The sequence below is a fragment of the Bradyrhizobium sp. STM 3557 genome (assembly GCF_045571465.1).
In the GTDB taxonomy this organism is placed as follows: Bacteria; Pseudomonadota; Alphaproteobacteria; order Rhizobiales; family Xanthobacteraceae; genus Bradyrhizobium.
On record NZ_CP120697.1, the window covers coordinates 6,181,481 to 6,202,118 of the forward strand.

The 20,638-nt window shown below is 62.3% G+C and carries 24 protein-coding genes; 15 read left to right on the forward strand and 9 right to left on the reverse strand.

Translation table 11 applies throughout. From position 1 onward, the window contains the following. Positions 1–10: 10 nt before the first annotated feature. Entirely contained in the window at positions 11–934 is a 924-nt protein-coding gene (locus tag P6U24_RS28620) for a quinoprotein relay system zinc metallohydrolase 2 (RefSeq protein ID WP_407160628.1), read from the forward strand. Positions 935–999: 65 nt separating this feature from the next. After that, positions 1,000–1,821: a quinoprotein dehydrogenase-associated SoxYZ-like carrier gene (locus P6U24_RS28625; RefSeq protein ID WP_407155781.1), complete on the forward strand. Its 822-nt coding sequence runs from the start codon at positions 1,000–1,002 to the stop codon at positions 1,819–1,821. Between the two features lie 21 nt (positions 1,822–1,842). On the opposite strand, the gene P6U24_RS28630 is transcribed toward P6U24_RS28625, so the two are convergent. Then, on the reverse strand, positions 1,843–2,202 hold the full coding sequence (locus P6U24_RS28630; protein ID WP_407155782.1) for a hypothetical protein: 360 nt from the start codon (positions 2,200–2,202) through the stop codon (positions 1,843–1,845). Between the two features lie 56 nt (positions 2,203–2,258). On the opposite strand from P6U24_RS28630, the gene P6U24_RS28635 reads away from it, so the two are divergent. The 4 genes from P6U24_RS28635 to P6U24_RS28650 are packed head-to-tail and all read left to right on the forward strand — an operon-like array spanning position 2,259 to position 5,105. Beyond that, positions 2,259–3,260 (forward strand): ABC transporter substrate-binding protein, encoded by a 1,002-nt coding sequence (locus tag P6U24_RS28635; RefSeq protein ID WP_407155783.1) that lies wholly within the window; start codon positions 2,259–2,261, stop codon positions 3,258–3,260. A 1-nt stretch (position 3,261) separates the two neighbouring features. Then, positions 3,262–3,999, forward strand: a complete 738-nt coding sequence (locus tag P6U24_RS28640; protein WP_407155784.1) for an ABC transporter permease — start codon at positions 3,262–3,264, stop codon at positions 3,997–3,999. After that, positions 3,989–4,732, forward strand: a complete 744-nt coding sequence (locus P6U24_RS28645) for an ABC transporter ATP-binding protein (protein WP_407155785.1) — start codon at positions 3,989–3,991, stop codon at positions 4,730–4,732. Before P6U24_RS28640 ends, P6U24_RS28645 begins: the two co-directional genes overlap by 11 nt. 22 nt (positions 4,733–4,754) lie before the next feature. Further along, positions 4,755–5,105: a hypothetical protein gene (locus tag P6U24_RS28650; protein ID WP_407155786.1), complete on the forward strand. Its 351-nt coding sequence runs from the start codon at positions 4,755–4,757 to the stop codon at positions 5,103–5,105. 21 nt (positions 5,106–5,126) lie between these two features. On the opposite strand, the gene P6U24_RS28655 is transcribed toward P6U24_RS28650, so the two are convergent. Next, complete coding sequence (locus P6U24_RS28655; protein ID WP_407155787.1) at positions 5,127–5,363, reverse strand: hypothetical protein; 237 nt, start codon at positions 5,361–5,363, stop codon at positions 5,127–5,129. A 116-nt stretch (positions 5,364–5,479) separates the two neighbouring features. Then, positions 5,480–6,343 (reverse strand): hypothetical protein, encoded by an 864-nt coding sequence (locus tag P6U24_RS28660; protein ID WP_407155788.1) that lies wholly within the window; start codon positions 6,341–6,343, stop codon positions 5,480–5,482. Between the two features lie 172 nt (positions 6,344–6,515). Here P6U24_RS28660 and P6U24_RS28665 point away from each other — a divergent pair, with 172 nt between their 5' ends. Then, positions 6,516–6,827, forward strand: a complete 312-nt coding sequence (locus P6U24_RS28665) for an EthD family reductase (RefSeq protein WP_407155789.1) — start codon at positions 6,516–6,518, stop codon at positions 6,825–6,827. A 138-nt stretch (positions 6,828–6,965) separates the two neighbouring features. Here P6U24_RS28665 and pqqA read toward each other — a convergent pair whose 3' ends face one another. The 3 genes from pqqA to P6U24_RS28680 all read right to left on the reverse strand — a co-directional run bounded on the left by pqqA (position 6,966) and on the right by P6U24_RS28680 (position 8,273). Then, a complete protein-coding gene (gene pqqA, locus P6U24_RS28670) occupies positions 6,966–7,046 on the reverse strand; it encodes a pyrroloquinoline quinone precursor peptide PqqA (protein ID WP_035721241.1) in 81 nt (26 codons plus the stop codon). 169 nt (positions 7,047–7,215) lie between these two features. Next, entirely contained in the window at positions 7,216–7,617 is a 402-nt protein-coding gene (locus P6U24_RS28675; RefSeq protein ID WP_407155790.1) for an EF-hand domain-containing protein, read from the reverse strand. A 263-nt stretch (positions 7,618–7,880) separates the two neighbouring features. Beyond that, positions 7,881–8,273, reverse strand: a complete 393-nt coding sequence (locus tag P6U24_RS28680) for a hypothetical protein (protein ID WP_407155791.1) — start codon at positions 8,271–8,273, stop codon at positions 7,881–7,883. 249 nt (positions 8,274–8,522) lie between these two features. Here P6U24_RS28680 and P6U24_RS28685 point away from each other — a divergent pair, with 249 nt between their 5' ends. The 3 genes from P6U24_RS28685 to P6U24_RS28695 all read left to right on the forward strand — a co-directional run bounded on the left by P6U24_RS28685 (position 8,523) and on the right by P6U24_RS28695 (position 11,510). Further along, positions 8,523–10,187, forward strand: coding sequence for a methanol/ethanol family PQQ-dependent dehydrogenase (locus tag P6U24_RS28685; protein WP_407155792.1), 1,665 nt, complete (start codon positions 8,523–8,525; stop codon positions 10,185–10,187). Positions 10,188–10,254: 67 nt separating this feature from the next. Further along, positions 10,255–10,560, forward strand: coding sequence for a c-type cytochrome (locus P6U24_RS28690; protein WP_407160629.1), 306 nt, complete (start codon positions 10,255–10,257; stop codon positions 10,558–10,560). Then, positions 10,557–11,510, forward strand: a complete 954-nt coding sequence (locus P6U24_RS28695) for a substrate-binding periplasmic protein (RefSeq protein WP_407155793.1) — start codon at positions 10,557–10,559, stop codon at positions 11,508–11,510. The genes P6U24_RS28690 and P6U24_RS28695 overlap by 4 nt, the downstream gene beginning before the upstream one ends. Before the next feature lie 16 nt (positions 11,511–11,526). Here the strand turns inward: P6U24_RS28695 and P6U24_RS28700 are convergent, their stop codons facing one another. Beyond that, on the reverse strand, positions 11,527–12,477 hold the full coding sequence (locus tag P6U24_RS28700) for a helix-turn-helix domain-containing protein (RefSeq protein WP_407155794.1): 951 nt from the start codon (positions 12,475–12,477) through the stop codon (positions 11,527–11,529). Between the two features lie 446 nt (positions 12,478–12,923). Here P6U24_RS28700 and xoxF5 point away from each other — a divergent pair, with 446 nt between their 5' ends. The 5 genes from xoxF5 (at position 12,924) to P6U24_RS28725 (ending at position 17,512) form a co-directional block, all read left to right on the forward strand. Then, the gene (gene xoxF5 / locus P6U24_RS28705) at positions 12,924–14,726 is read left to right on the forward strand and encodes a lanthanide-dependent methanol dehydrogenase XoxF5 (RefSeq protein ID WP_407155795.1); all 1,803 of its coding nucleotides are present in this window, start codon (positions 12,924–12,926) and stop codon (positions 14,724–14,726) included. 104 nt (positions 14,727–14,830) lie between these two features. Beyond that, on the forward strand, positions 14,831–15,349 hold the full coding sequence (locus P6U24_RS28710; protein WP_407160630.1) for a c-type cytochrome, methanol metabolism-related: 519 nt from the start codon (positions 14,831–14,833) through the stop codon (positions 15,347–15,349). 57 nt (positions 15,350–15,406) lie between these two features. Further along, complete coding sequence (locus P6U24_RS28715) at positions 15,407–16,516, forward strand: S-(hydroxymethyl)glutathione dehydrogenase/class III alcohol dehydrogenase (protein ID WP_407155796.1); 1,110 nt, start codon at positions 15,407–15,409, stop codon at positions 16,514–16,516. Positions 16,517–16,549: 33 nt separating this feature from the next. Then, a complete protein-coding gene (gene gfa, locus P6U24_RS28720; RefSeq protein ID WP_407155797.1) occupies positions 16,550–17,113 on the forward strand; it encodes an S-(hydroxymethyl)glutathione synthase in 564 nt (187 codons plus the stop codon). 216 nt (positions 17,114–17,329) lie between these two features. Further along, positions 17,330–17,512 carry a hypothetical protein gene (locus P6U24_RS28725; RefSeq protein ID WP_407155798.1) on the forward strand — a complete coding sequence of 61 codons (183 nt, stop codon included), beginning with the start codon at positions 17,330–17,332 and terminating at the stop codon, positions 17,510–17,512. Between the two features lie 53 nt (positions 17,513–17,565). Here P6U24_RS28725 and P6U24_RS28730 read toward each other — a convergent pair whose 3' ends face one another. Continuing rightward, on the reverse strand, positions 17,566–18,360 hold the full coding sequence (locus P6U24_RS28730) for a fumarylacetoacetate hydrolase family protein (RefSeq protein ID WP_407155799.1): 795 nt from the start codon (positions 18,358–18,360) through the stop codon (positions 17,566–17,568). A 66-nt stretch (positions 18,361–18,426) separates the two neighbouring features. After that, positions 18,427–20,586 (reverse strand): carboxypeptidase-like regulatory domain-containing protein, encoded by a 2,160-nt coding sequence (locus P6U24_RS28735; protein ID WP_407155800.1) that lies wholly within the window; start codon positions 20,584–20,586, stop codon positions 18,427–18,429. Positions 20,587–20,638 lie beyond the last annotated feature (52 nt).

Below are 20,638 nucleotides of genomic sequence, written 5' to 3' on the forward strand. Positions count from 1 at the left end.
AGGCAAAACCATGGCAAGGCACGCCCTCCTCCTTGTTCTGCTATTGATATTCGCACCGGCATGCCTGGGCGCAGAGCCACAGGAACTCGAAATGCACGAGATCGCGCCGGGCGTGTTCGTGCACAGTGGCCAGATCGCGCTGATGACCCGAGACAACGAAGGCGACATTGCCAATCTCGGCGTCGTCGTCGGTCATGATGCCGTCGCGGTGATCGACACCGGCGGCAGCGTGCGCGAGGGCCGGCAACTTTTGGCCGCGATCCGTGCCCGCACCGACAAGCCGATCCGCTATGTCATCAACACCCATGCTCATCCGGACCATCTGTTCGGCAATGCCGCTTTCGATCGAGCGGGAACCACTTTCGTCGGCGCCGCCAATGAACCGCGCGCCCTCGCGATGCGCGGACTGCATTACATCGAAGCCTTTCGACAGATCATGGGCGCGGAGCTGATCGACGAGGTGCGCCTGGTGCCACCCTCATTATTGGTCGGCGACCGTCTCACCCTCGATCTCGGCGGCCGTTCCATTGTGTTGCAGGCTTGGCCGGCGGCGCACAGCGATTGCGATCTCACCGTCTATGACGAGCAGAGCCGGACGCTATTCGCCGGCGATCTCGTATTCGCATCGCATATCCCGGTCATGGACGGCAGCTTGAGCGGCTGGCGCAGTCTGCTCGATAAGCTCGCCGCCCTGCCCGCCCAGCGCGTCGTTCCCGGGCATGGACCGGTTGGCGACTGGCCCGCCGTGCTGACCGATCAACGCCGTTACCTCGACACACTCGCCACCGATATTCGCGGACTGATCGCACGGGGGCGCCCGATCACCGAGGCGGCGAGGTCGGCCGCCGCCTCAGAGCGGTCGAAATGGCAGCTGTTTGACGACTACAACGCCCGGAACGCCACTGCGGCTTTTTCGGAAATGGAGTGGGAATAGCGAGCACGGAGGTCTATATTGAGGTCTCGCGCTCCAAATTCCCGGAACGAACGAGGGAATGCGACATGAGTGCTGCAGCCCGTTTGCTTCGCGCGCCACTGCTTGGCGCCCTGCTAGTCCTTGCCTTCGCAACTGCGAAGGCCGAGGACTATGACCCGTGGCCCGGGCTGGTCCAGGACATCTTCGGCAATCGCCCGATGAATGACGGAGCGGACGTGCTCGCGGTCGAGATGCCGGCGCGCGCCGAGGATGCGTCGCTGGTGCCGGTGACGCTGCGCAGCAAGCTTTCGCCGGCTGATACGCGTCGCATCAAGACCATCACGCTCGTGATCGACAAGAACCCGGCACCAATGGCGGCGAAGTTCACGCTCGGCCAGGACGCCAATGTCACGGCGATCTCGACTCGCGTCCGCGTCAACAACTACACGGACGTGCACGCGGTCGCCGAGCTGTCCGACGGACAGCTCTACGTGACCAAGGTCTATGTGAAGGCGTCCGGCGGCTGCTCGGCCCCGGCCGCGAAGAATCCCGAGGAAGCCAAGGCGCATATCGGGCAGATGCGCTATCGCCAGTTCGCGCAAGCTGGCGACGGCGCCATGAGCGGCGCGCGCGAGGCGCAGGTGATGATCGGGCATCCCAACAATTCGGGGCTGCAGATGGATCAGCTCACCCAGCTCTACATTCCGGCTTTCTTCATCGACGATCTGAAGCTGTCGCAGGACGGCAGCCTGGTGCTCGCCATGGAAGGCGGCATCTCGATCTCGGAGGATCCGAACATCCGCTTTACTTATGTCCCGAACGGCGCCAAGCACTTCGAGGCCGAAGCCAAGGACACGCAGGGCCATCTGTTCCAGCATGAATGGCCCGTCGAGGGCTCGGGCAGCTGAACGGTACGCACGAGCTTAGCCTCAGAAGCACCTGACCTCAGCCTCGGCCTGCGCACGTCTGAGGTCGTTGACTGCGGAGGTCGCCTGCTCGGAGGAGCGAAACTCGGCACCGAGCGTGCTGCGCACCTGCGACATGCTGAGCACCGTCTCCGCCGTGACGTAGCGCTCATAGGGAAGAATGGTCGCGATCACGTCGATCGAGCAGGAGCATTGCTCGATCGACTGCCGGGTCTCGCCATTCGCCTTCATGCAGCCAAACACATATTCGGCGCGTGCGGAGGTCGGATAATCATTGAGGTCCTGCGCGCGCACCCCTGAGGCCGGACCGCAAAGAAGCGCAAGCGCGGCGACAATCGGTCGTACCCGTCTGCATGTCATCATTGCTTTCCTCCCGGAGCAGGACACGAAAGCTATGCTATGACTGTCGGGATGAAAAGATGAGAGCGGCGCAAGATTACATGGCACGTTTCATTGGTTTGTTGCTTGGCGCGTTGGCTTGCGCGTTCGTTCCGGTATCTGCATGCTGCGGCGCCGAGACGATCAGGGTTGCAGCGCAAAAGACCGGCACCTTCGCCTGGGAGCTCGCCGTGATCCGCGCGCACGGGCTGGACAAGCAGCAGGACATCGAGATCCAGACCACCGAGCTTGCGAGCCCTGAAGCCGGCAAGATCGCGCTGCGCGCCGGCAATGCTGACCTCATGGTCTCCGACTGGCTGTGGGTGTCGCGCGAGCGGGCGCTTGGCGCCAAGCTGGCCTTCTATCCCTATTCGAGCGCCCTGGGCGCGGTGATGGTTCCGGCCGCTTCGCCGATTCACGGTCTCGCCGACCTCAAGGGTAAGAAACTCGCAATCGCCGGCGGGCCCATCGACAAGAGCTGGCTGCTGCTGCAGGCGGCGCTGAAGCAGGAAGATATCGACCTCAAATCTCAGGCGACCATCACATATGGCGCGCCGCCGTTGCTCGCCGCCAAGATGGCGGATGGCGAGATGGACGCCAACCTGAATTATTGGAATTTCTGCGCCGCGCTCGAAGCCAAGGGCTTTCGCCGACTGGCCGGCATCGAGCAGATCCTACCGAAATTCGGCGCCAAGGGGCGCGTGGCGATGGTCGGCTATGTGTTCGACGAGGACTGGGCGAACGCCCATCGTGAGCTGCTGACGCGCTTCCTTGCCGTGACCAGCAAGGCCAAGGAGATCCTTGCGGCGTCCGATGCGGAGTGGAGCACGATCGCGCCGCTGACGGGAGCTGCTGATGCAGTGACCTTGCGGACCTATCGCGATCGCTACCGGGACGGCATTCCGCGCCGGCCGCTCGCCGACGAGGAGGCCGATGCGCGCATTCTCTATGGCGTGCTGGCCGGCATCGGTGGCCGCGAATTGGTCGGCCCCGGCACAGAGCTCAGTCGTGGGACCTACTACAATCCTTCGCCGAGGGACTGAGGTGCTGCGCCTGTTATCTTTCGTGCTGTTCCTGGCGACCTGGTGGATCGCGGCGCTGCTCGCCGGGAGCGCCAAGCTGCCACCGCCATTGATCGTTTTCACCACGATGATCGCAGAGGCCCGATCCGGCGCGTTGTTTCTGCACCTTTCCGCGACGCTTGCTCGCGTCGTGCTGGCCTTCACATTGGCAATGAGCATCGGCAGCGCGATCGGCTATCTGATGGGACGGAGCAAGCTCGCCAACCGGCTCGGCGATCCCTGGCTTATCCTCCTGCTCAATCTGCCGGCGCTGGTCGTGATCGTGCTGGCCTACATCTGGGCGGGACTGACCGAGGCCGCCGCCATCGCAGCGATCGCCATCAACAAGCTGCCGACCGCGGTCGTCACCTTGCGCGAAGGCACCCGCGCGCTCGATCCGGCACTGGACGAGATGGCGCAAGTGTTCGCGTTCTCACGCTGGCGCACCTTTCGCCATGTACTGTTGCCGCAGCTCGCCCCCTACATCGCCGCTGCGGCGCGCTCCGGCCTGTCGCTGGTCTGGAAGATCGTGCTGGTCGCGGAATTGCTCGGCCGGCCCAACGGCATCGGCTTCGAGATCGGCGTCGCTTTTCAGCTCTTCGACATCCCGCTGCTGCTCGCCTATTCGCTGAGCTTCGCCGCCGTCGTGCTAGTCATCGAGGCCGTGCTGGTGCAGCCGTTCGAACTCCGTGTCTCCCGGTGGCGCCTCCGTGCAGCTTGACATCGATATCACTGGCAAGAGCTTCGTCAGCGCCGCTGGCAAGCCGCATCAGGTGCTTGCGGATATCAGTTTCTCGCTCGCGACCGGCGAGGTCGGTGTCGTGGTCGGTCCCTCCGGCTGCGGCAAGAGCACGATGCTGCGGATCCTCGCAGGCCTCGATCCGAGCTATCAGGGACGCATCGCGCGACCAGCCGGCGCGCGGCTGGCAATGGTGTTTCAGGAGCCCAGGCTGCTGCCTTGGCGCTCGGTCGAGGACAATGTCCGCCTCGCCGCACCCAATGCGGATGACGCCAGGCTCGCCACGTTGTTTTCGGTGCTGGAATTGAACGCGCATCGCGACCACTATCCGGGAGAATTGTCACTCGGCCTCGCTCGCCGCGTCGCGCTTGCCCGGGCCTTCGCCGTCGAGCCTGATTTCCTCATTCTCGACGAGCCCTTGGCATCGCTCGACGATGCCCTGGCGGCACGGCTGCGCGAGGAGATCGCGACATTGGTCGGCAGCCGGCCGATGATTACGCTCCTGGTCACGCATAGCCTGGATGACGCCGTGCGCCTTGGCGACAAGTTGATCCTGCTGTCGGCGCGTCCGGCCCGCCTGCTGCACACCTTGCCCATCGCCGTTCCGCGCGCGCCACGTGACGAGCAGGCCATCGCTGCGATCAGGGCCGACATCGTCAGATTGAACCTTGCAAATTCCTCAGGTCCAATGGACCCTGACGGGCAACGACAATGAACGTAGAGTTTGGGAGGATGGAATGTCGCGCAAGCTGATGTCCGCTGCCGCCGTGCTGCTGTCGATCGCGCCTTGCCAATTGCTGGCGCAGGGCAAGGGCATGCGGCTGTGGAATCTGACCACAGCCACCATCACCGGCTTCGAGCTGTCACCAGTCGGCAAGAGCGAATGGGGGCCCAACCAGACCTTGAACGACAAGGACAAGGAGGTCGATCACGACGAGCGCCTGCGCATCACCGGCGTCGAGCCCGGACGATACGATGCAAGAGTCAGCTATGCCGGCGGCAAGCAATGCCTCGTGCACGACATCGAGATCAAGGCAGGCGCGGTGTTCTCGGTCGCCGACAAGGATCTGAGGGATTGCAACAAGTGACGAATGGGAGGGCCGATCAGATCAGCTCGGGGCGCTGCCGCCGCCACGCTCGGCCTTGTCGTTGGTATGCGGATATTCGCAGCGCCATTTGACTGCAGTCCATTTCGGATGCTCGCCGACCCACTGGGCGATATAGGGCGGCGCCTGCATCGTGCATTGCCGCAGCGAGGCGGCACTGGAGAACACCAGATGCGTCTCCTCGCATGTGGTCGGCGAGAGCACCGCACAGACCGTGATGATCAGTTCGATCGGATTCATGCCACAAATCCCGTTGAATTGTCCGATAGCGTAGCACCAATAATTACAACTCAGCCGGGCCGGGGTTTCAAAAGCCCGTCATAAAAAAGCGCCTGCCTGAGCTCGAACTGACCGGCCTAGAAATTCACGCCAAACACCAGGCGTGCCTGATGATGTTCGAAGTTCGCAAGATCGAGCCCGGCCCGCAGTCCGCTCGCGCGGCCCCAGGCTTGCGTGCTCCAGGACACCGTCAGCCGCGAGCGCTCGGAGAGCTGGAAATAGGCGGTCGGTCCGATGAACAGCGCCTGGCCGGACAAGGCGTCCAGCCCGAAGCCGTCATAGTGCCGAAAATAGCGCGCTTCGCCACCGAGCAAAATCCCCGGACGGAACTGCGCCATGAGCGCGAACGCCGCGCCGACCGTGACCTCGCGCTCGGTCTCGGCCAAGCTGGAAAACCGTGTCCATTCCGGCTGATACGATAGGTTCAGCGCCGCGATCGCAAAATCGGGCACGATCTCGCGATCGAATGCCAGAGTGAATGTGGTGCCATACCGCCATGCGCCCGCGCCGCTGATATCATCGATTCGGCTGCCTTCGCTTTGCACGGCAAAGGTCATGCCGAATGGCGCAGTCTCGCGCGCCAGGAAACGATAGCGCAGGTCGAGCGAGGCGCCCGTCCAGCTGAGCTGCCGGCGATCGTCTAGGCCTGCAACATCGCGGATATCGTGGCCGGCGAATGCAGTCCCGAGTTCGATACGGAAGTTTTCCACCGGGACCAGTTCGAGCTCGAACTCCTGCTCACCGGCGTGATAGCGCCCGGCGCCTTTGTCGAAGCGTCCGGTGGTCTGGGTCTGGAACTCGCGCTCGCCGGCATCACCGACATCGCTGCCGATCATGAAGCCGAAGATGTGTTCGCTATCAATGCCTTCGGCATGCGTTATGCCAGAAAACAACGTAACGGCGATCGTGGCAGCGCGGAATACATGCGTGGCGACGGGCATTCACGTTTCGCAAGGGCATGTGAAGAATCGGAGTGCAGCGTCGCTGCGCGAGCAAATATCCTATCACATCATCGAGAGTGGCGGCCAGCAACCCCGCGCTTGATCCCCGCGCCGAGATCGGCTGCAATCGAGCCGGGTCCGTGAGACCGCAACAACAGGGGAGGAAAAAGCGATGCCGAAGGTTCTCGTGCTCTACAAGAAGCCGAAAAGCGCCGAAGCGTTCGAGAAGCACTACATGTCGGTCCACGTACCGCTCGCCAAGAAAATTCCCGGTTTGACGGCCTATGACATCAGCCGCGGAGGGGTTGGCACCCCGACAGGTCCGAGCGCCGACATCCATCTCATCGCGACGTTATCGTTCGATACGATGGATGCGCTGAAGGCCGGGATGGGATCTGCTGAGGGAAAGGCCGCGGCCGGGGATCTTGCCAATTTCGCAGACGGCGGCGTTGATCTCTATATATTCGACACTCAGGATCTGTGAACGACAGCCACACCGTCGTACCGACTTCGTAGTATCGGCGTTGTATCCGCCCAAACAGTATCTGCCAGACCCGTGCTTCACGTATCCGCTCAAGCAGGTCTGGCAGACCTTTGATCAATCGCGACTTTTCAGTCGCGATTACTTGCGCGCCGCGCAGGCGTACATATTGATTTCCATGCCCACCGGCACTTCGACGATTTTCGGGGTCTTCCAGGTCATTTCACTCTCCCAAGCTCTGGTTTCCAAGAGGCTGGCGCCTTGCTCGCGCCGGGATTGAAGCTAGGGCCGGCCTGGAACGAACGCAAGGGCGCTCGTCCGAGGGCGGAACGGCGTCGGCGGCGCGCGTGCTTCTCTCGCCGCATCACCGCCGACGACCCGTCACTGGCGATTATTGGAGCAGCCGCATCAGGGCACGGCCGGCCGGCGTCCTCAACTCCTTCGCGTCCAGTGTGCCGTCATGGTCCGCGTCGGCCGCATTGAAGCGCTGCTCGACGACGGCAAGATATTCGTCCATCGTCAGGGTGCCATCGTGATCGGGGTCGGCCGCCTTGAGGTCTTTCGCACTCAGCCGTCCCCGCAATTCGCGAGCGTCGAGCGTGCCTTCGTGATCCCGATCGAGCTTTGCGAACTCGGCGGCCGCGGCCTTCTTCACCTCCATCAGGTCGAGCGTTCCGTCGTTGTCGGTGTCAAAGGCCTTGACCGGGTCGGCAGCGCGCGGTGCCGCCAAGGCTGGCAGGCCTACCAATGTCGCGCCTGCCACGATCAGCGCGACAGCAACTGGCAATCTCATATTCGACCTCCGATGATCTCGATGCGGAAAACTCAAGACGTCACAGCATTCTCGCGCGACGCTTCAGACCATGTCGACGCTGGTACAGAAAGCTCTCCGAAATATTGGCGGCGTCAAGTCCCTGTCCGCGCCGAAATTGGCCATCCGCGTTGCTTTTTGCATTCGCGAACCGCAGGGCTCCCGGCGTCTAATCTGAGCCGGGAGATGCCGTCAGGGGCGGTGACTTTGTTCTTGCCGAGAGGGCTTGCGCAACGAGCGTATGATCAGGCACCGCCGGGCTGCACGTAACAGAATACGTATTTGCTATGGCTGAGGAAAACGATTCCATGCCCGGTCGGATTGCCCTTGTCCCACTTCAGCTTGTTGTTCGGAATCTCGATCTCGGTGCCGACATCGACATGCGGTCGGCCGCGCGGCTCGTCCGGCCGATCGTCCGTGATCACGGCGTAGATCTTGCCGTTGCGCACCCGAATCTCATCGGCGAAATAGGCGTCGGCTTCGCCGCAACAGGACGCCGTGGGCACGTCCGGCTGCATCAGAGCCTGATACCATTCGCGCAGCGCCGGATCGACCGATCCCCATTGGCCGAGGTCGCGCGCGTGCGCGCCAATCCCAAGGCAAAACATCATGCCGAGCCAAAGGATGGTTCGTCTCATCCGCTTACTCCTCTGTTAGTCCCGGCAGGGGTCGAGGAAGCAAGCTTCATGCCGCATCGCAGCACGGACTAATACGGTGTCCCAAAGGCAGCACCAACGGAAATTACCTCGGTAAATTCCGTGGCGTGATGCATGGCCGCGCCATGAGCGACGCCTCGCACGTTCCTTGTTGACGCATTTTCATTTCAGGCGGAGTGTTGATCGTGCAGCGTCAACATAGGCGCGCATGACATATTCGGGAGGGATCGAATGAAACGGATCGCGTTGGCCGTAAGCCTCGCTATTCTCGCTTCGCATGGCGCACACGCGCAGACGGCCGATGAGTTGGTCAAGGGCGCAACTGATACATCGAACGTCCTCAATTACGGAATGGGCTACAATCTGCAGAGGTTCAGCCCGCTGACGCAGATCACCAAGGACAACGTCAAGAACCTCGTTCCGGTCTGGAATTACAGCTTCGCCGACGATCGCAGCGAGGAATCCCAGCCTCTCGTCTATCAGGGCGTCGTCTACGTCACGACGCACAATGCGACGATGGCGATCGACGCCAAGACCGGCAAGCAGATCTGGAAGACCAAGGTCGACTATCCCGCCGAGACGCCGCGCATCGTCTGTTGCGGCATCATCAATCGCGGCGCCGCGCTGTTCGACGGCAAGCTGTTTCGCACCACCCTCGACGCCAATGTGATCGCGCTCGATGCCAAGACGGGCAAGGAGCTGTGGCGGCAGAAGGCAGCCGACATCAAGGAAGGTTATTCGATGACGGTGGCGCCGCTGGTTGCCGATGGCGTCGTGCTGACCGGCATCTCCGGCGCGGAGTTCGGCACCCGCGGCTTCATCGATGGCTGGGATCCTGCGACCGGCAAGCACCTATGGCGCACCCACACGGTGCCTTCACCGGACGAGCCCGGTGGCGACACCTGGAAGGGCGACACGTGGAAGCTCGGCGGCGGCTCGACCTGGATCACCGGTTCGTATGATCCCGACCTGAACACCGTATATTGGGGTGTCGGCAATCCTGGCCCGTTCAATGCCGCCGTGCGCCCGGGCGACAATCTCTTCACCTGCTCGGTGCTCGCACTCGAGCCGAAGACCGGCAAGATCAAATGGCACTATCAGTTCTCGCCCAACAATCCGTTCGACTATGATTCGGTCGCCGAGATGGTGCTCGCCGATCTCACCGTGGAGGGCAAGCCAACCAAGGTGCTGATGGACGCCAATCGCAACGGCTTCTTCTACGTGCTCGATCGCACCAACGGGAAGCTTCTGGCCGCCAACCCCTACGCGAAGGTCAATTGGGCTTCTGGCATCGACATGAAGACCGGCAAGCCGATCGAGACCGATGTCACGCGCGAAGCACGCGAAGGCAAGAAGGTCACCGTCTATCCATCGATCCTTGGCGGCAAGAACTGGGAGCCGATGTCGTTCAATCCGCAGACCGGCTTTGCCTACGCCAATACGTTGGTGTTCGGCGGCCACTACAAGACTGAGCCGGCAACCTACAAGGCCGGCGAGTGGTATCTCGGCATGGACTTGACCGATCTCTGGGATTGGCCGGATGGCCCGCGCGGCCAGCTCAAGGCGATCGATCCCCTCACCGGCAAGACCAAATGGGAGCAGCCGAGCGACATTCCGCGCTTCTCCGGCGTATTGTCGACCGCAGGCGGCGTTGTCTTCTCAGGCCAGTTGACCGGCGAGTTCGAAGCCTTCGACGCCGACAGCGGCAAGAAGCTCTGGCAGTTCCAGACCGGCTCGGGCATCGAGGGCCAGCCTGTGACCTGGCAGCAGGACGGCGTGCAATATGTCGCAGTGACCAGCGGCTATGGCGGCGTCTATTCGCTGTTCTCCGGTGACGAGCGTCTGGCGAATGTACCGGCCGGCGGCTCACTTTGGGTTTTCGCGGTCAAGAACTGAGCGCGGATTGCCAGTGACACGAAATGGTTTCATCTGGACGGCGACGCAGCTCGTCGCCGTCGCGGTGATGTCGGCTGCCATGGCAGCCGCCATCGCCCAACAAGCTCAGCAGCAAGGCGGCGAGACCGATCAGGCGAAGATCGATCAGGGCAAGCAGACCTTCGCCCAGAAATGCTCGCACTGCCACGGACCCAACATGGTCAATTCTGGCACCGTCACGCCGGATCTGCGCCGATTTCCCAATGACGAGCCACGCTTCGTCACGACGGTGAAACAGGGCAAGAACGGCCGGATGCCACCGTGGGGCGACATCCTGAACGACGACGACATCGGCGCGCTCTGGGCCTATGTCTCGAGCCGGAGGACGCCATGAGAGGCGCGATCGCGGCCATGATCTCGGCTGCAGCACTTGCCCTGCCCGCTTGTGCTGCCATGACGTTGCCGGCACGCGCGGCCGATGAGCCGTTGCGCATATGTCTCGACGAGAATCTGCCACCGCTCTCGATGCATCACCGCAGCAAGCCCGGCACAGGCTTCGAAGTCGCCTTGGCCCGAGCGATCGCAGAAGGCCTTGGCCGGCGGCTGGAGATCCAGTGGTTCGAAAGCAAGCTCGACGAGGACTCGAGTCCCGCACTCGAAGCCAATGCCCTGCTCTCCGACGGCCGTTGTTCACTCGTCGGCAGCTACGCCTTCACGCAGGACTCGCTGGTGGTGCCGGGCGTGAAAACTGCAAAGCTGCCCGACTTCGAGGGTGCCACCCGGGACGATCGCCGCCGGCGCATCACCATCGGCATTCTCGCGCCGACGCGACCTTACATGTTTTCCTCGCTGACCGTCGTGCTCGGCCGGGAGGCACGGGAACGGCACATCGCCGATATCGGCGATCTCTCCGGTCTTCGCCTTGCGATCGAGAGCGGAACGCTCGGGGACGCCATCCTGATGACCTACGACAAGGGACGGCTGATCGACAGCATCACCCATCTCGTGCCGGGCCGTGACGATCTGCTCGGCGCGCTTGAGCAGGGCCGCTTCGATGCCACCCTGCTCGACCTCGGGCGCTTCGATGCGTACCGGGCTGCGCATCCCGATACGACCTTGACCGGCTCGGGCTATCTTTATCCGATCGGCGCCAACCGCGGCTATGTGGGACTTGCCAGCAATCCCGACCTCATCGCCGAGGTGAACAAGGTGTTGGCTGCCCTGCAGGCGTCGGGAAAGCTGGCCGAGTTCGGTCAGGCGACCGGCCTCACCTATCTGCCACCGCGCGAGCCGGCCGTGCTGGGAGACGCGTTCCAGAAGGTCCTGCGCAGCGGCGCGCAGTAATTCACGAACCGAGGCTTCAGGTCCGCGCAGCTGCCTTGTGGACCGCCGACGGCACGACGCCGAAATATTTTCGGAACACACGGCTGAAGTGCGACGAGCTCGAGAACCCCCAGGAGAAGGCCACGTCGGTGATGGTCTTGCCGCACTGGGTCTCGAGCTCCTGGCGGCAATGCTGCAGCCGGGCACGCCAGATGTAGTCGCTCACCGTCATGCCACGATCGCTGAACACCATGTGCAGATAGCGCTTGGTGCAACCGAGCGCAGCGGAAATCTGATCGATGGAGAGTTCGGGATCGCGCAGATGCTCGCGGATGAAGCCTTGAGCACGGACATACATCGCCTCCGGCCCACCGCGATCGAACATGGCATCGGCTTCGCGAAGCGGCAGCAACAGCAGATCGATCAGCGAATCGGCAACGCCTGCCGCGCTGTTCGGCGACAACCGGTTGGCTTCGTCGAATGCGGCGTGCGCGAACTCATGCGCGATGCGGGCCGTGCCGCTGCGTGCGGAAAGCTTGCAGGCCGACATCTTCTCCAGCCGGAAGCCGCGTTCCCGCAGCAGATCCTTCGGCACGATCACCACCTCATGCCGCGTCAGCCCTGGGCTCACGATGGTATGCGGACAGGAGACGTCGTAGGCCAGGCAGTCACCCGGCCCGATCTCGATATGACGCCCCTCCTGCTCGAAATACGACACGCCATAGGTCTGGAACAGGATCTTGATATAGGGGTGCTCGCTCGATCGAGCGCGGGAAAACGTGTGGGCAATACGATGCTGGCTTGCCTCGATCTGACACAGCTTCAGCTTCGATACGGTTGTGAAGTGAATGCGCCCCTCGAAGGTGACGCCCTCCAACGGATCGACATCAAATCGGCCGCAGAGATCGGTCAGCGCATCTGACCAACATTCGACCTGCTTCTTGGTCGCTAGTCCCGAGGTGCTGAGCGAGCGGATCGTATCGGACATGTCCATCCACCGATTCAAGATCGAAAAAACAACTCTTCCGGCACTCGCGGTGACGGCCGATGTTGAAGCAGGATCATTGCCTTCTTGGGGCAGCTTCCGAGCTTGGCAGGCGGAGTCCTCCTTAGAGCATCATCCCCGCTTCGATCCTGTGCCTTCGTCCTTGTAACGTCAAGGAAAACATCAACCCTGGCTTGCTCTTGGGACGACGCCGACACACACGATGATGCTGCGCAGCAAGAACACGCGCGCTGTCACTCTGCTGACCTGCACAGGAAAAAGTCCCGACAAAAATGTACTTTTAGTCCCGCAGTTTCACTCTTGAGCAAGCGTGTTTCGCTCTTGGGCAAGTTTCTGGACTTCGGACCAGATAGGGATGAGGATGAACAATCAATGACTGGGGGCCGCATCTCGCGCAACCCCTTGATCTCAACCTGGGAGGATCGACGATGCGAAAGGTGCTACTCGCAACCTGTCTGACTTCAGTCGCTGCACTTTGTGCAGGCAGCGCATGGGCCAGTGACGAACTGGTCAAGATGTCGGAAAACCCGAAGGACTGGGTGATGCCGGCAGGCGATTATGCCAATACGCGCTATTCAAAGCTGAATCAGATCAACGCCTCCAATGTAGGCAAGCTGCAGGTGGCCTGGACGTTCTCGACAGGCGTGCTGCGCGGCCATGAAGGCGGACCGCTGATCATCGGCAACATCATGTATGTCCACACGCCGTTCCCGAACAAGGTCTACGCGCTCGACCTCTCTCAGGACAACAAGATCGTCTGGCGCTACGAGCCGAAGCAGGACCCGAACGTCATTCCGGTGATGTGCTGCGACACCGTGAACCGCGGTCTCTCCTACGGCGACGGCAAGATCTTCCTGCATCAGGCCGACGACAAGCTGGTCGCGCTCGATGCGAAGACCGGCAACCTGGTCTGGAGCGCGACCAACGGCGATCCGAGCAAGGGCCAGACCGGCACGTCCGCCGCGCTGGTCGTCAAGGACAAGGTGCTGGTCGGTACCTCTGGTGGCGAGTTCGGCGTGCAATGCAGCATGACCGCCTACGACATCAAGTCCGGCAAGCAGGTCTGGAAGGCCTACTCCGAAGGTCCCGATGATCAGATCCTGTTCGACGACAAGACCACCGCGCTCGGCAAGCCAGTCGGCAAGGACTCCAGCCTGAAGACCTGGCAAGGTGAACAGTGGAAGACCGGCGGTGGCTGCACCTGGGGTTGGGTCTCGTACGATCCGCAACTCGACCTCGTCTATTACGGCTCGGGCAATCCTTCGACCTGGAATCCCAAGCAACGCCCCGGCGACAACAAATGGTCGATGACCATTTTCGCACGCAATCCGGATACCGGAATGGCGAAGTGGGTCTATCAGATGACGCCGCACGACGAATGGGACTATGACGGCGTCAACGAGATGATCCTCACCGATCAGACGATCAATGGCCAGGCGCGCAAGCTGCTCACCCATTTCGACCGCAACGGTCTCGGCTATACCCTCGATCGCGCCACCGGCGAACTCCTGGTCGCCGAGAAGTACGATCCGAAGGTCAATTGGACCACCGGCGTCGACATGGACAAGAACTCGCAGACCTATGGCCGTCCGAAGGTCGTGGCGCAATACTCGACCGATCACAATGGTGAGGACGTCAATACGAAGGGCGTCTGCCCGGCGGCACTCGGCAGCAAGGACGAGCAGCCGGCGGCCTACTCGCCCGAGACGCAGCTGTTCTACGTGCCGACCAACCATGTCTGCATGGACTACGAGCCGTTCAAGGTGAGCTACACCGCGGGTCAGCCCTATGTCGGCGCGACGCTGTCGATGTATCCGCCCCAGGGCGATAGCAACATGGGCAACTTCATCGCCTGGGACGGCAAGACTGGCAAGATCGTCTGGTCGAACAAGGAGCCGTTCTCGGTGTGGTCGGGCGCGCTCGCAACTGCAGGCAACGTGGTGTTCTACGGAACGCTCGAAGGCTATCTCAAGGCCGTCGATGCCAAGACCGGCAAGGAGCTCTACAAGTTCAAGACTCCGTCCGGCATCATCGGCAACGTGACGACCTATGAGAACAACGGCAAGCAGTACGTTGCAGTGCTCTCCGGCGTCGGCGGCTGGGCAGGTATCGGTCTTGCAGCCGGCCTGACCGATCCGACCGCCGGTCTCGGCGCGGTCGGCGGCTATGCGGCCCTGAGCAACTACACGGCGCTCGGTGGCACGCTCACCGTCTTCTCGCTGCCTCAGTAAGCTCCGGCCTGTCTCCCGGCGCATGGATCCGTCCATGCGCCGGCTCGCCGCCATCAATCTCAGGGATCAAACACTTGCGTAAAACTTGTTTTGCGGCAGCCATGATGCTTGTCTTGGCGGCCGGAGGAATTGCCCTAACGGAAATGGTTCTGCCGGCGACCGCATTGGCAGACGGCTCGGGTGATCCGACTGCTGTGAAGTCAGAGGACGGCAAATATCTCGATAAGGATGGAAACCCAACCTACAAGGTTCAATCCGACGGCACCGTTGATTGGTACACCTACTCCGGATATCGCCGCTATCATTCGGAATGCCACGTGTGCCACGGTCCCGATGGTATGGGATCGACCTACGCACCGGCGCTGAAGGACTCGTTGAAGACAATGAGCTATGGCGACTTTCTTGGGGTCGTCGCGAGCGGCCGCAAGAATATCAGTACGGCTCAGGAAAATGTCATGCCGGCGTTCGGCGACAATCCGAACGTCGCCTGCTACATGGACGATCTCTACGTCTATCTGCGCGCCCGGGCCAATGATGCCTGGGGACGCACGCGTCCTGCCAAGCACGAGGACAAGCCGGAGGCCTATGTGAAGGCCGAGGAATCCTGCATGGGCCACAAGTGAGAGGGGAGCCGGGATGGCGAAGCCTGCGGCTTCCGAGCCAAGACATAGGAGTTGAAGATGAAGACGCGCGCCGCGGTCGCTTTCGAAGCCAAGAAGCCGCTGGAAATTGTCGAGCTGGATCTGGAGGGCCCCAAGGCCGGCGAGGTGCTGGTGGAGATCAAGGCGACCGGCATCTGTCACACTGATGCCTACACGCTGGACGGTTTCGACAGCGAGGGCATCTTCCCCTCGATTTTGGGTCATGAGGGAGCCGGCATCGTGCGCGAGGTCGGCGCGGGCGTGTTGTCGGTGAAAGCAGGCGATCATGTCATCCCGCTGTACACGCCGGAATGCCGGCAATGCAAAAGCTGTCTCAGCCGCAAGACCAATCTCTGCACCGCGATCCGCGCCACCCAGGGCAAGGGCGTGATGCCCGACGGCACCTCCCGCTTCAGCTACAAGGGCCAGACCGTCTATCACTACATGGGCTGCTCGACCTTCTCGAACTTCACCGTGCTGCCGGAGATCGCGGTCGCGAAGATCCGGGAGGACGCGCCCTTCGACAAGAGCTGCTACATCGGCTGCGGCGTGACGACCGGCGTCGGCGCGGTGGTGAACACCGCAAAGGTCACGCCCGGCGCCAACGTCGTCGTGTTCGGCCTCGGCGGCATCGGGCTCAACGTGATCCAGGGCGCCAAGATGGCGGGCGCCGACAAGATCATCGGCGTCGACATCAACGACTCCAAGGAGGAATGGGGGCGCCGCTTCGGCATGACGCATTTCGTCAATCCGAAGAAGATCTCTGAAGACATCGTTCCGCACCTGGTCACGCTGACCGATGGCGGCGCCGATTACACCTTCGATTGCACCGGCAACACCACCGTAATGCGCCAGGCGCTGGAGGCCTGCCATCGCGGCTGGGGCGAGTCGATCATCATCGGCGTCGCCGAGGCCGGCAAGGAGATCGCGACCCGTCCGTTCCAGCTCGTGACCGGCCGCGTCTGGAAGGGCACCGCGTTCGGCGGCGCGCGTGGCCGCACCGATGTGCCCAAGATCGTCGACTGGTACATGAACGGAAAGATCCAGATCGATCCGATGATCACGCACACGCTCAAGCTCGAGGACATCAACAAGGGCTTCGACCTGATGCATGAGGGCAAGTCGATCCGTTCGGTCGTCGTGTTCTGATATCGCCAAAACATCAACAGGAGGAGAACTGCCATGACTGTTCATATCCATCCGTCGGTCGACAACGGCGTCAAGCAGGGGTCCGGCAACTTTGCCGGCGGAACGCTGGTCTGCAAGTGCCATGACAGGCCCGTCAAGGTCGGCATCAAGGGCGACGTGGCTCATAACCATGCCTGCGGTTGCACCAAATGCTGGAAGCCGGAAGGTGCGATCTTCTCGGTGGTTGCAGTTGTTCCGCGCCAGAACCTGACCGTGCTCGAAAACGGCGACAAGCTGCAGATCGTCGATCCCTCGGCGGTGATCCAGCGCTACGCCTGCACGGCCTGCGGCACCCACATGTACGGCCGGATCGAGAACACCGGCCATCCGTTCTACGGCCTCGACTTCATCCATCCCGAGCTGTTCCAGGAAGAGGGTTCCGCGGCGCCCGGCTTCGCAGCTTTCGTCTCCTCGGTGATCGAATCCGGCGTCAAGCCGGACCAGATGGGCGCCATCAGGGCCCGCCTGAAGGAGCTCGGGCTCGAACCCTATGACTGCCTGTCGCCGGCGCTGATGGATGCGATCGCAACCCATGTCGCCAAGGCCAAGGCGGCCTGACGCCAACAGGTTCCTTCCTGACCAACTTGATGCCTCGCTGGCCCCGCCGGCGAGGCATTTTTCGTTCACCAGCAACGCCGCGCCGGCGTGCCGGCCGAAGGCGTTTTTGAATTGCTCCACCAAATCCGTCGCGGCCCGGATTGCGTAACCGGCGCGAGGGCGGCAAGCTTTTGATCGCTCGACTCACAGAGCAAGCTTCAGCAGGGGAAGCCAGCCATGCGGATCTACGAGCGACTGCCGGGACGGACCCATGCGGCGCAGCCGCAGCGCAAACGTTACGAGGGCGTCATTGCCACATTGTCGCATCGACGCATCGTCCATGCCGCAACCGAGCCCGAGCACGACGAGGCATCGGAGCAGCAGGCCCAACCGATCGAGCCGCAGCGACGCGACGCTTGACAATCGCGACCGGCCTGCAGCCATCCGAGCGCTGCAGGCCATCGCCATTCCGATCAGACGATCTTGATCGACACGTCCGGCAGGCCCTCGAGCTTGGCGAGCAGGACATCGCCCTTCACCACGGGGCCGACATTCTCGGGCGTGCCGGAATAGATGATGTCGCCGGCCTTCAGCTCGAATGCCTCTGACAATTTCGCGATCTGCTCGGCGACGCTCCAGATCATCTTGCTGAGATCCGAGTTCTGCCGCACCGTGCCATTGACGGCGAGCGAGATCGCGCCCTTGGTGAGGTGACCAACCTTCGCGACCGGATGAATGGGCCCGATCACCGCGGCATGATCAAAGCTCTTGCCGATCTCCCACGGCTTCTTCTCGCCCGCCATTTCGTTCTGCAGGTCACGCCGGGTCATGTCGAGCCCGAGCGCGTAACCGTAGACGTGATCGAGCGCCTTCTCGGGCGCAATGTTGGTCCCGCCCGACTTCAGCGCCGCGATCAGTTCCACCTCATGATGATAGTTCTTGGTCAACGACGGATAAGGATGATCCGCAACCTGGCCGGGCACGACATTCTGGATTGCGTCGGTCGGCTTCTGAAAGAAGAACGGCGGCTCGCGCGTCGGATCCGAACCACGCTCGAGCGCATGCGCGGCGTAGTTGCGGCCGATGCAGTAGATGCGCCGGACCGGAAACACCTCCTTCTCGCCGACGATCGGAATCCAGGTCACCGGAACGTCGAAGATCGGCTTCGGCGCGTCCTTCGCGGCTGCCGGCTTCGGCTCTGAAATGACAACGGCGGCTGCAGCGCCTGTGGCCGCTGCGAGAAGGTTGCGCCGGGATGGTCCTTGCATGTCTCTGCTCCGTTTGGCCGGCCCGCACGCACAGGCGCGCGGAGCCGACACGAGGTTGTCGTCCTATCAATGTGCAAGCGGATCGGGCCGCATCTGCACCTTGAATACTTTGGGATAGGCGTCCTTCCCGCCTTCGCCATGGAAGTTCGCGCGTGTGCCCGAGGTGGTCCAGATACCGCGGCCCTTCCAGCCTGTCGACGGATCATCGATGCGGCCATCGACATTCTTGGTGAAGAAGCCGAGCGGATAGGGAACGCGTAAGGTGACGAACTCGCCATTCACGAGCGCGAGCAGCGACTCGCCGCCATTGGCAGATGCGATCGGCACGTTGGCGCCGAGGCCAAGAATGTTGTAGCGATCGACCCAGAGATAGTAGGCGTGGTTGGCGCTGCCCTTCGGGTCCAGGCCTTTGAACTGCGGACCGGGCATCCGGTACACCTTCCAGCCTTCCGGACATTGCTTGCCGTCAGCCGTGGTCGGCCCGTTCAACGGTCCTTTGCAGAGCCTGCGATCGAAGCTCGCCAGATGCCCGCTCGACAGCGCGGTCCAGACCACGCCGTCCAATCCGAGATCGATGCCGCGTGGACCGAATGTCCCCTCCCGCGGCTGATAGATCTCGGCGAGTGCCGTCTTGGCCGGATCCGGTCCCAGCACCACACGGATGATGTAGCCGGGCTGATCCATCCGCGAGAATCCCCGGTCCATCGACTGGCCCCAAATCGAGTCGTCCACCGGGCTTGGCATCACGCCGTAGAAAGAGGCGACGACACGGTTGTCCTTGGCTGGATCGAGCGGGTCTTTCGGCCCGACGAAAGCATCGCGCTTGCCATTGCCGTTGGTGTCGATCACGAGCGGCGTCCAGCCCTGCGATGCGACGCCGTCATGAGTCTCGCGGAATTGCTTCGCATTCAGCCAGCCGACGATGCCGCCGCCAAGCCCCGGCCCGCCGGCGCTCATCCACAGCGTGTCGTTCGGATCATGACCGAAATAAAGATGATGCGTCGAGAAGCAGGTGTTGATCATATCCCATTTGCCGGTCACCGGATCGAAGCGCGACAACTGCCGGACCGACGTCGGCTGAGGATCGACCTGCGCGGACGGATGGCTGGACCCCTGCTTGCAATAGTCGGGATTCTGCGGCGGGCGCAGCCGGGCCGTGAACCACACCTTACCCTGCTCATCCATGATGACGTTGTGGATGCTGGTGTGGCCATCCCAGATCGCCTCGTCGCCCCAATAGGCCGATGTCCCTCGCGGCGCATCTTCGGACGACGGCGTCTTCGGATCGAGATAGGGCTCGGTGATGGTCGATGCGACGTTCTTCACGGGATCGAGCGTCGGAATCAGGTCGGTGCTTTCCTCCGGCGAGCCATAGATCAGACCATTGGCGTTGACAGTCGGATTGCGCTTGTCGGTCGAGATCGCATCGTGCTGGTAATGCGTCGGCGAGGACCAGTCCCACATGGTGTAGACGACGTTGCGCTCGACGCCTTTCGGCCGCTCCGGCTTGTCGAACGGCAGTTCGCCTTCGGCAATCCGATCGGTCCAGTTCGCGAACATCGCATAGGCTCGGTCAGGGCCCATGCTGCCCAGCACCGTGGCCATGTATTCCATGGCCTGGCCCGCCTGGGTCCGCATCGCCCAGGCGTCCTGCGAGCTGTGCCCTTCGCTGAAAATCTTCGGCACCTCGCGAATGCCACGAGATCCCAGCGCGTGGCAGGACTGGCAGGCATTCTTGACCGTATCCACCCACTGCGCCTGGGACTTCATCGTCTCCGGCATCTTGTTGCCCTTGTCGCCCGTTCCGGGGAATTCCTCCGGCTTGGGAATGTCGAGCATCGCGTACCAATACATGCCAGGATAAAGCTGTGCGGCAGCCGCAGGCGAAGTCGCGGGCGCGGCTTTGAAGTCGAGCTGCTTGCCGGGACGCGCATCCTGCTGCGCTGTGTCCTGCAGGCCATAGCCGCGCGCCCAGACCTTGTAGGTCGCATCGGGAAGCCCAGGAATCACGTAGCGGCCCTGGTCGTCGGTGACGACCACCTTGGCGTATTTGGTCGGCAGGTCCTTCGTTTCCGCAATCACCCAGACGCCGGCTTCAGGACCATTAGCGCCGGTCACCTGGCCACCGATATCGTGCGCGGAAATGTCGACGTCGGCTGCGGACGCCATGCCGATCTGAAGCGGCACCACCGCGCAGCAGCCCAGCAAGATCATCTTGAGCTTCATGTTTCTCCCTCCGGATCACTCCCATTATGCGGCTTGTCTTGGCACCTGAGGT

What these genes read in the sequence shown, in the direction of transcription:
- P6U24_RS28620 (WP_407160628.1), top strand. Translation starts at nt 11, where the DNA reads ATGGCAAGGCACGCCCTCCTCCTTGTTCTGCTATTGATATTCGCACCG.
- P6U24_RS28625 (WP_407155781.1), top strand. Translation starts at nt 1,000, where the DNA reads ATGAGTGCTGCAGCCCGTTTGCTTCGCGCGCCACTGCTTGGCGCCCTG.
- P6U24_RS28630 (WP_407155782.1), bottom strand. Translation starts at nt 2,202, where the DNA reads ATGATGACATGCAGACGGGTACGACCGATTGTCGCCGCGCTTGCGCTT.
- P6U24_RS28635 (WP_407155783.1), top strand. Translation starts at nt 2,259, where the DNA reads ATGAGAGCGGCGCAAGATTACATGGCACGTTTCATTGGTTTGTTGCTT.
- P6U24_RS28650 (WP_407155786.1), top strand. Translation starts at nt 4,755, where the DNA reads ATGTCGCGCAAGCTGATGTCCGCTGCCGCCGTGCTGCTGTCGATCGCG.
- P6U24_RS28655 (WP_407155787.1), bottom strand. Translation starts at nt 5,363, where the DNA reads ATGAATCCGATCGAACTGATCATCACGGTCTGTGCGGTGCTCTCGCCG.
- P6U24_RS28660 (WP_407155788.1), bottom strand. Translation starts at nt 6,343, where the DNA reads ATGCCCGTCGCCACGCATGTATTCCGCGCTGCCACGATCGCCGTTACG.
- P6U24_RS28665 (WP_407155789.1), top strand. Translation starts at nt 6,516, where the DNA reads ATGCCGAAGGTTCTCGTGCTCTACAAGAAGCCGAAAAGCGCCGAAGCG.
- pqqA (WP_035721241.1), bottom strand. Translation starts at nt 7,046, where the DNA reads ATGACCTGGAAGACCCCGAAAATCGTCGAAGTGCCGGTGGGCATGGAA.
- P6U24_RS28675 (WP_407155790.1), bottom strand. Translation starts at nt 7,617, where the DNA reads ATGAGATTGCCAGTTGCTGTCGCGCTGATCGTGGCAGGCGCGACATTG.
- P6U24_RS28680 (WP_407155791.1), bottom strand. Translation starts at nt 8,273, where the DNA reads ATGAGACGAACCATCCTTTGGCTCGGCATGATGTTTTGCCTTGGGATT.
- P6U24_RS28685 (WP_407155792.1), top strand. Translation starts at nt 8,523, where the DNA reads ATGAAACGGATCGCGTTGGCCGTAAGCCTCGCTATTCTCGCTTCGCAT.
- P6U24_RS28690 (WP_407160629.1), top strand. Translation starts at nt 10,255, where the DNA reads ATGTCGGCTGCCATGGCAGCCGCCATCGCCCAACAAGCTCAGCAGCAA.
- P6U24_RS28695 (WP_407155793.1), top strand. Translation starts at nt 10,557, where the DNA reads ATGAGAGGCGCGATCGCGGCCATGATCTCGGCTGCAGCACTTGCCCTG.
- P6U24_RS28700 (WP_407155794.1), bottom strand. Translation starts at nt 12,477, where the DNA reads ATGTCCGATACGATCCGCTCGCTCAGCACCTCGGGACTAGCGACCAAG.
- xoxF5 (WP_407155795.1), top strand. Translation starts at nt 12,924, where the DNA reads ATGCGAAAGGTGCTACTCGCAACCTGTCTGACTTCAGTCGCTGCACTT.
- P6U24_RS28710 (WP_407160630.1), top strand. Translation starts at nt 14,831, where the DNA reads ATGCTTGTCTTGGCGGCCGGAGGAATTGCCCTAACGGAAATGGTTCTG.
- P6U24_RS28715 (WP_407155796.1), top strand. Translation starts at nt 15,407, where the DNA reads ATGAAGACGCGCGCCGCGGTCGCTTTCGAAGCCAAGAAGCCGCTGGAA.
- gfa (WP_407155797.1), top strand. Translation starts at nt 16,550, where the DNA reads ATGACTGTTCATATCCATCCGTCGGTCGACAACGGCGTCAAGCAGGGG.
- P6U24_RS28725 (WP_407155798.1), top strand. Translation starts at nt 17,330, where the DNA reads ATGCGGATCTACGAGCGACTGCCGGGACGGACCCATGCGGCGCAGCCG.
- P6U24_RS28730 (WP_407155799.1), bottom strand. Translation starts at nt 18,360, where the DNA reads ATGCAAGGACCATCCCGGCGCAACCTTCTCGCAGCGGCCACAGGCGCT.
- P6U24_RS28735 (WP_407155800.1), bottom strand. Translation starts at nt 20,586, where the DNA reads ATGAAGCTCAAGATGATCTTGCTGGGCTGCTGCGCGGTGGTGCCGCTT.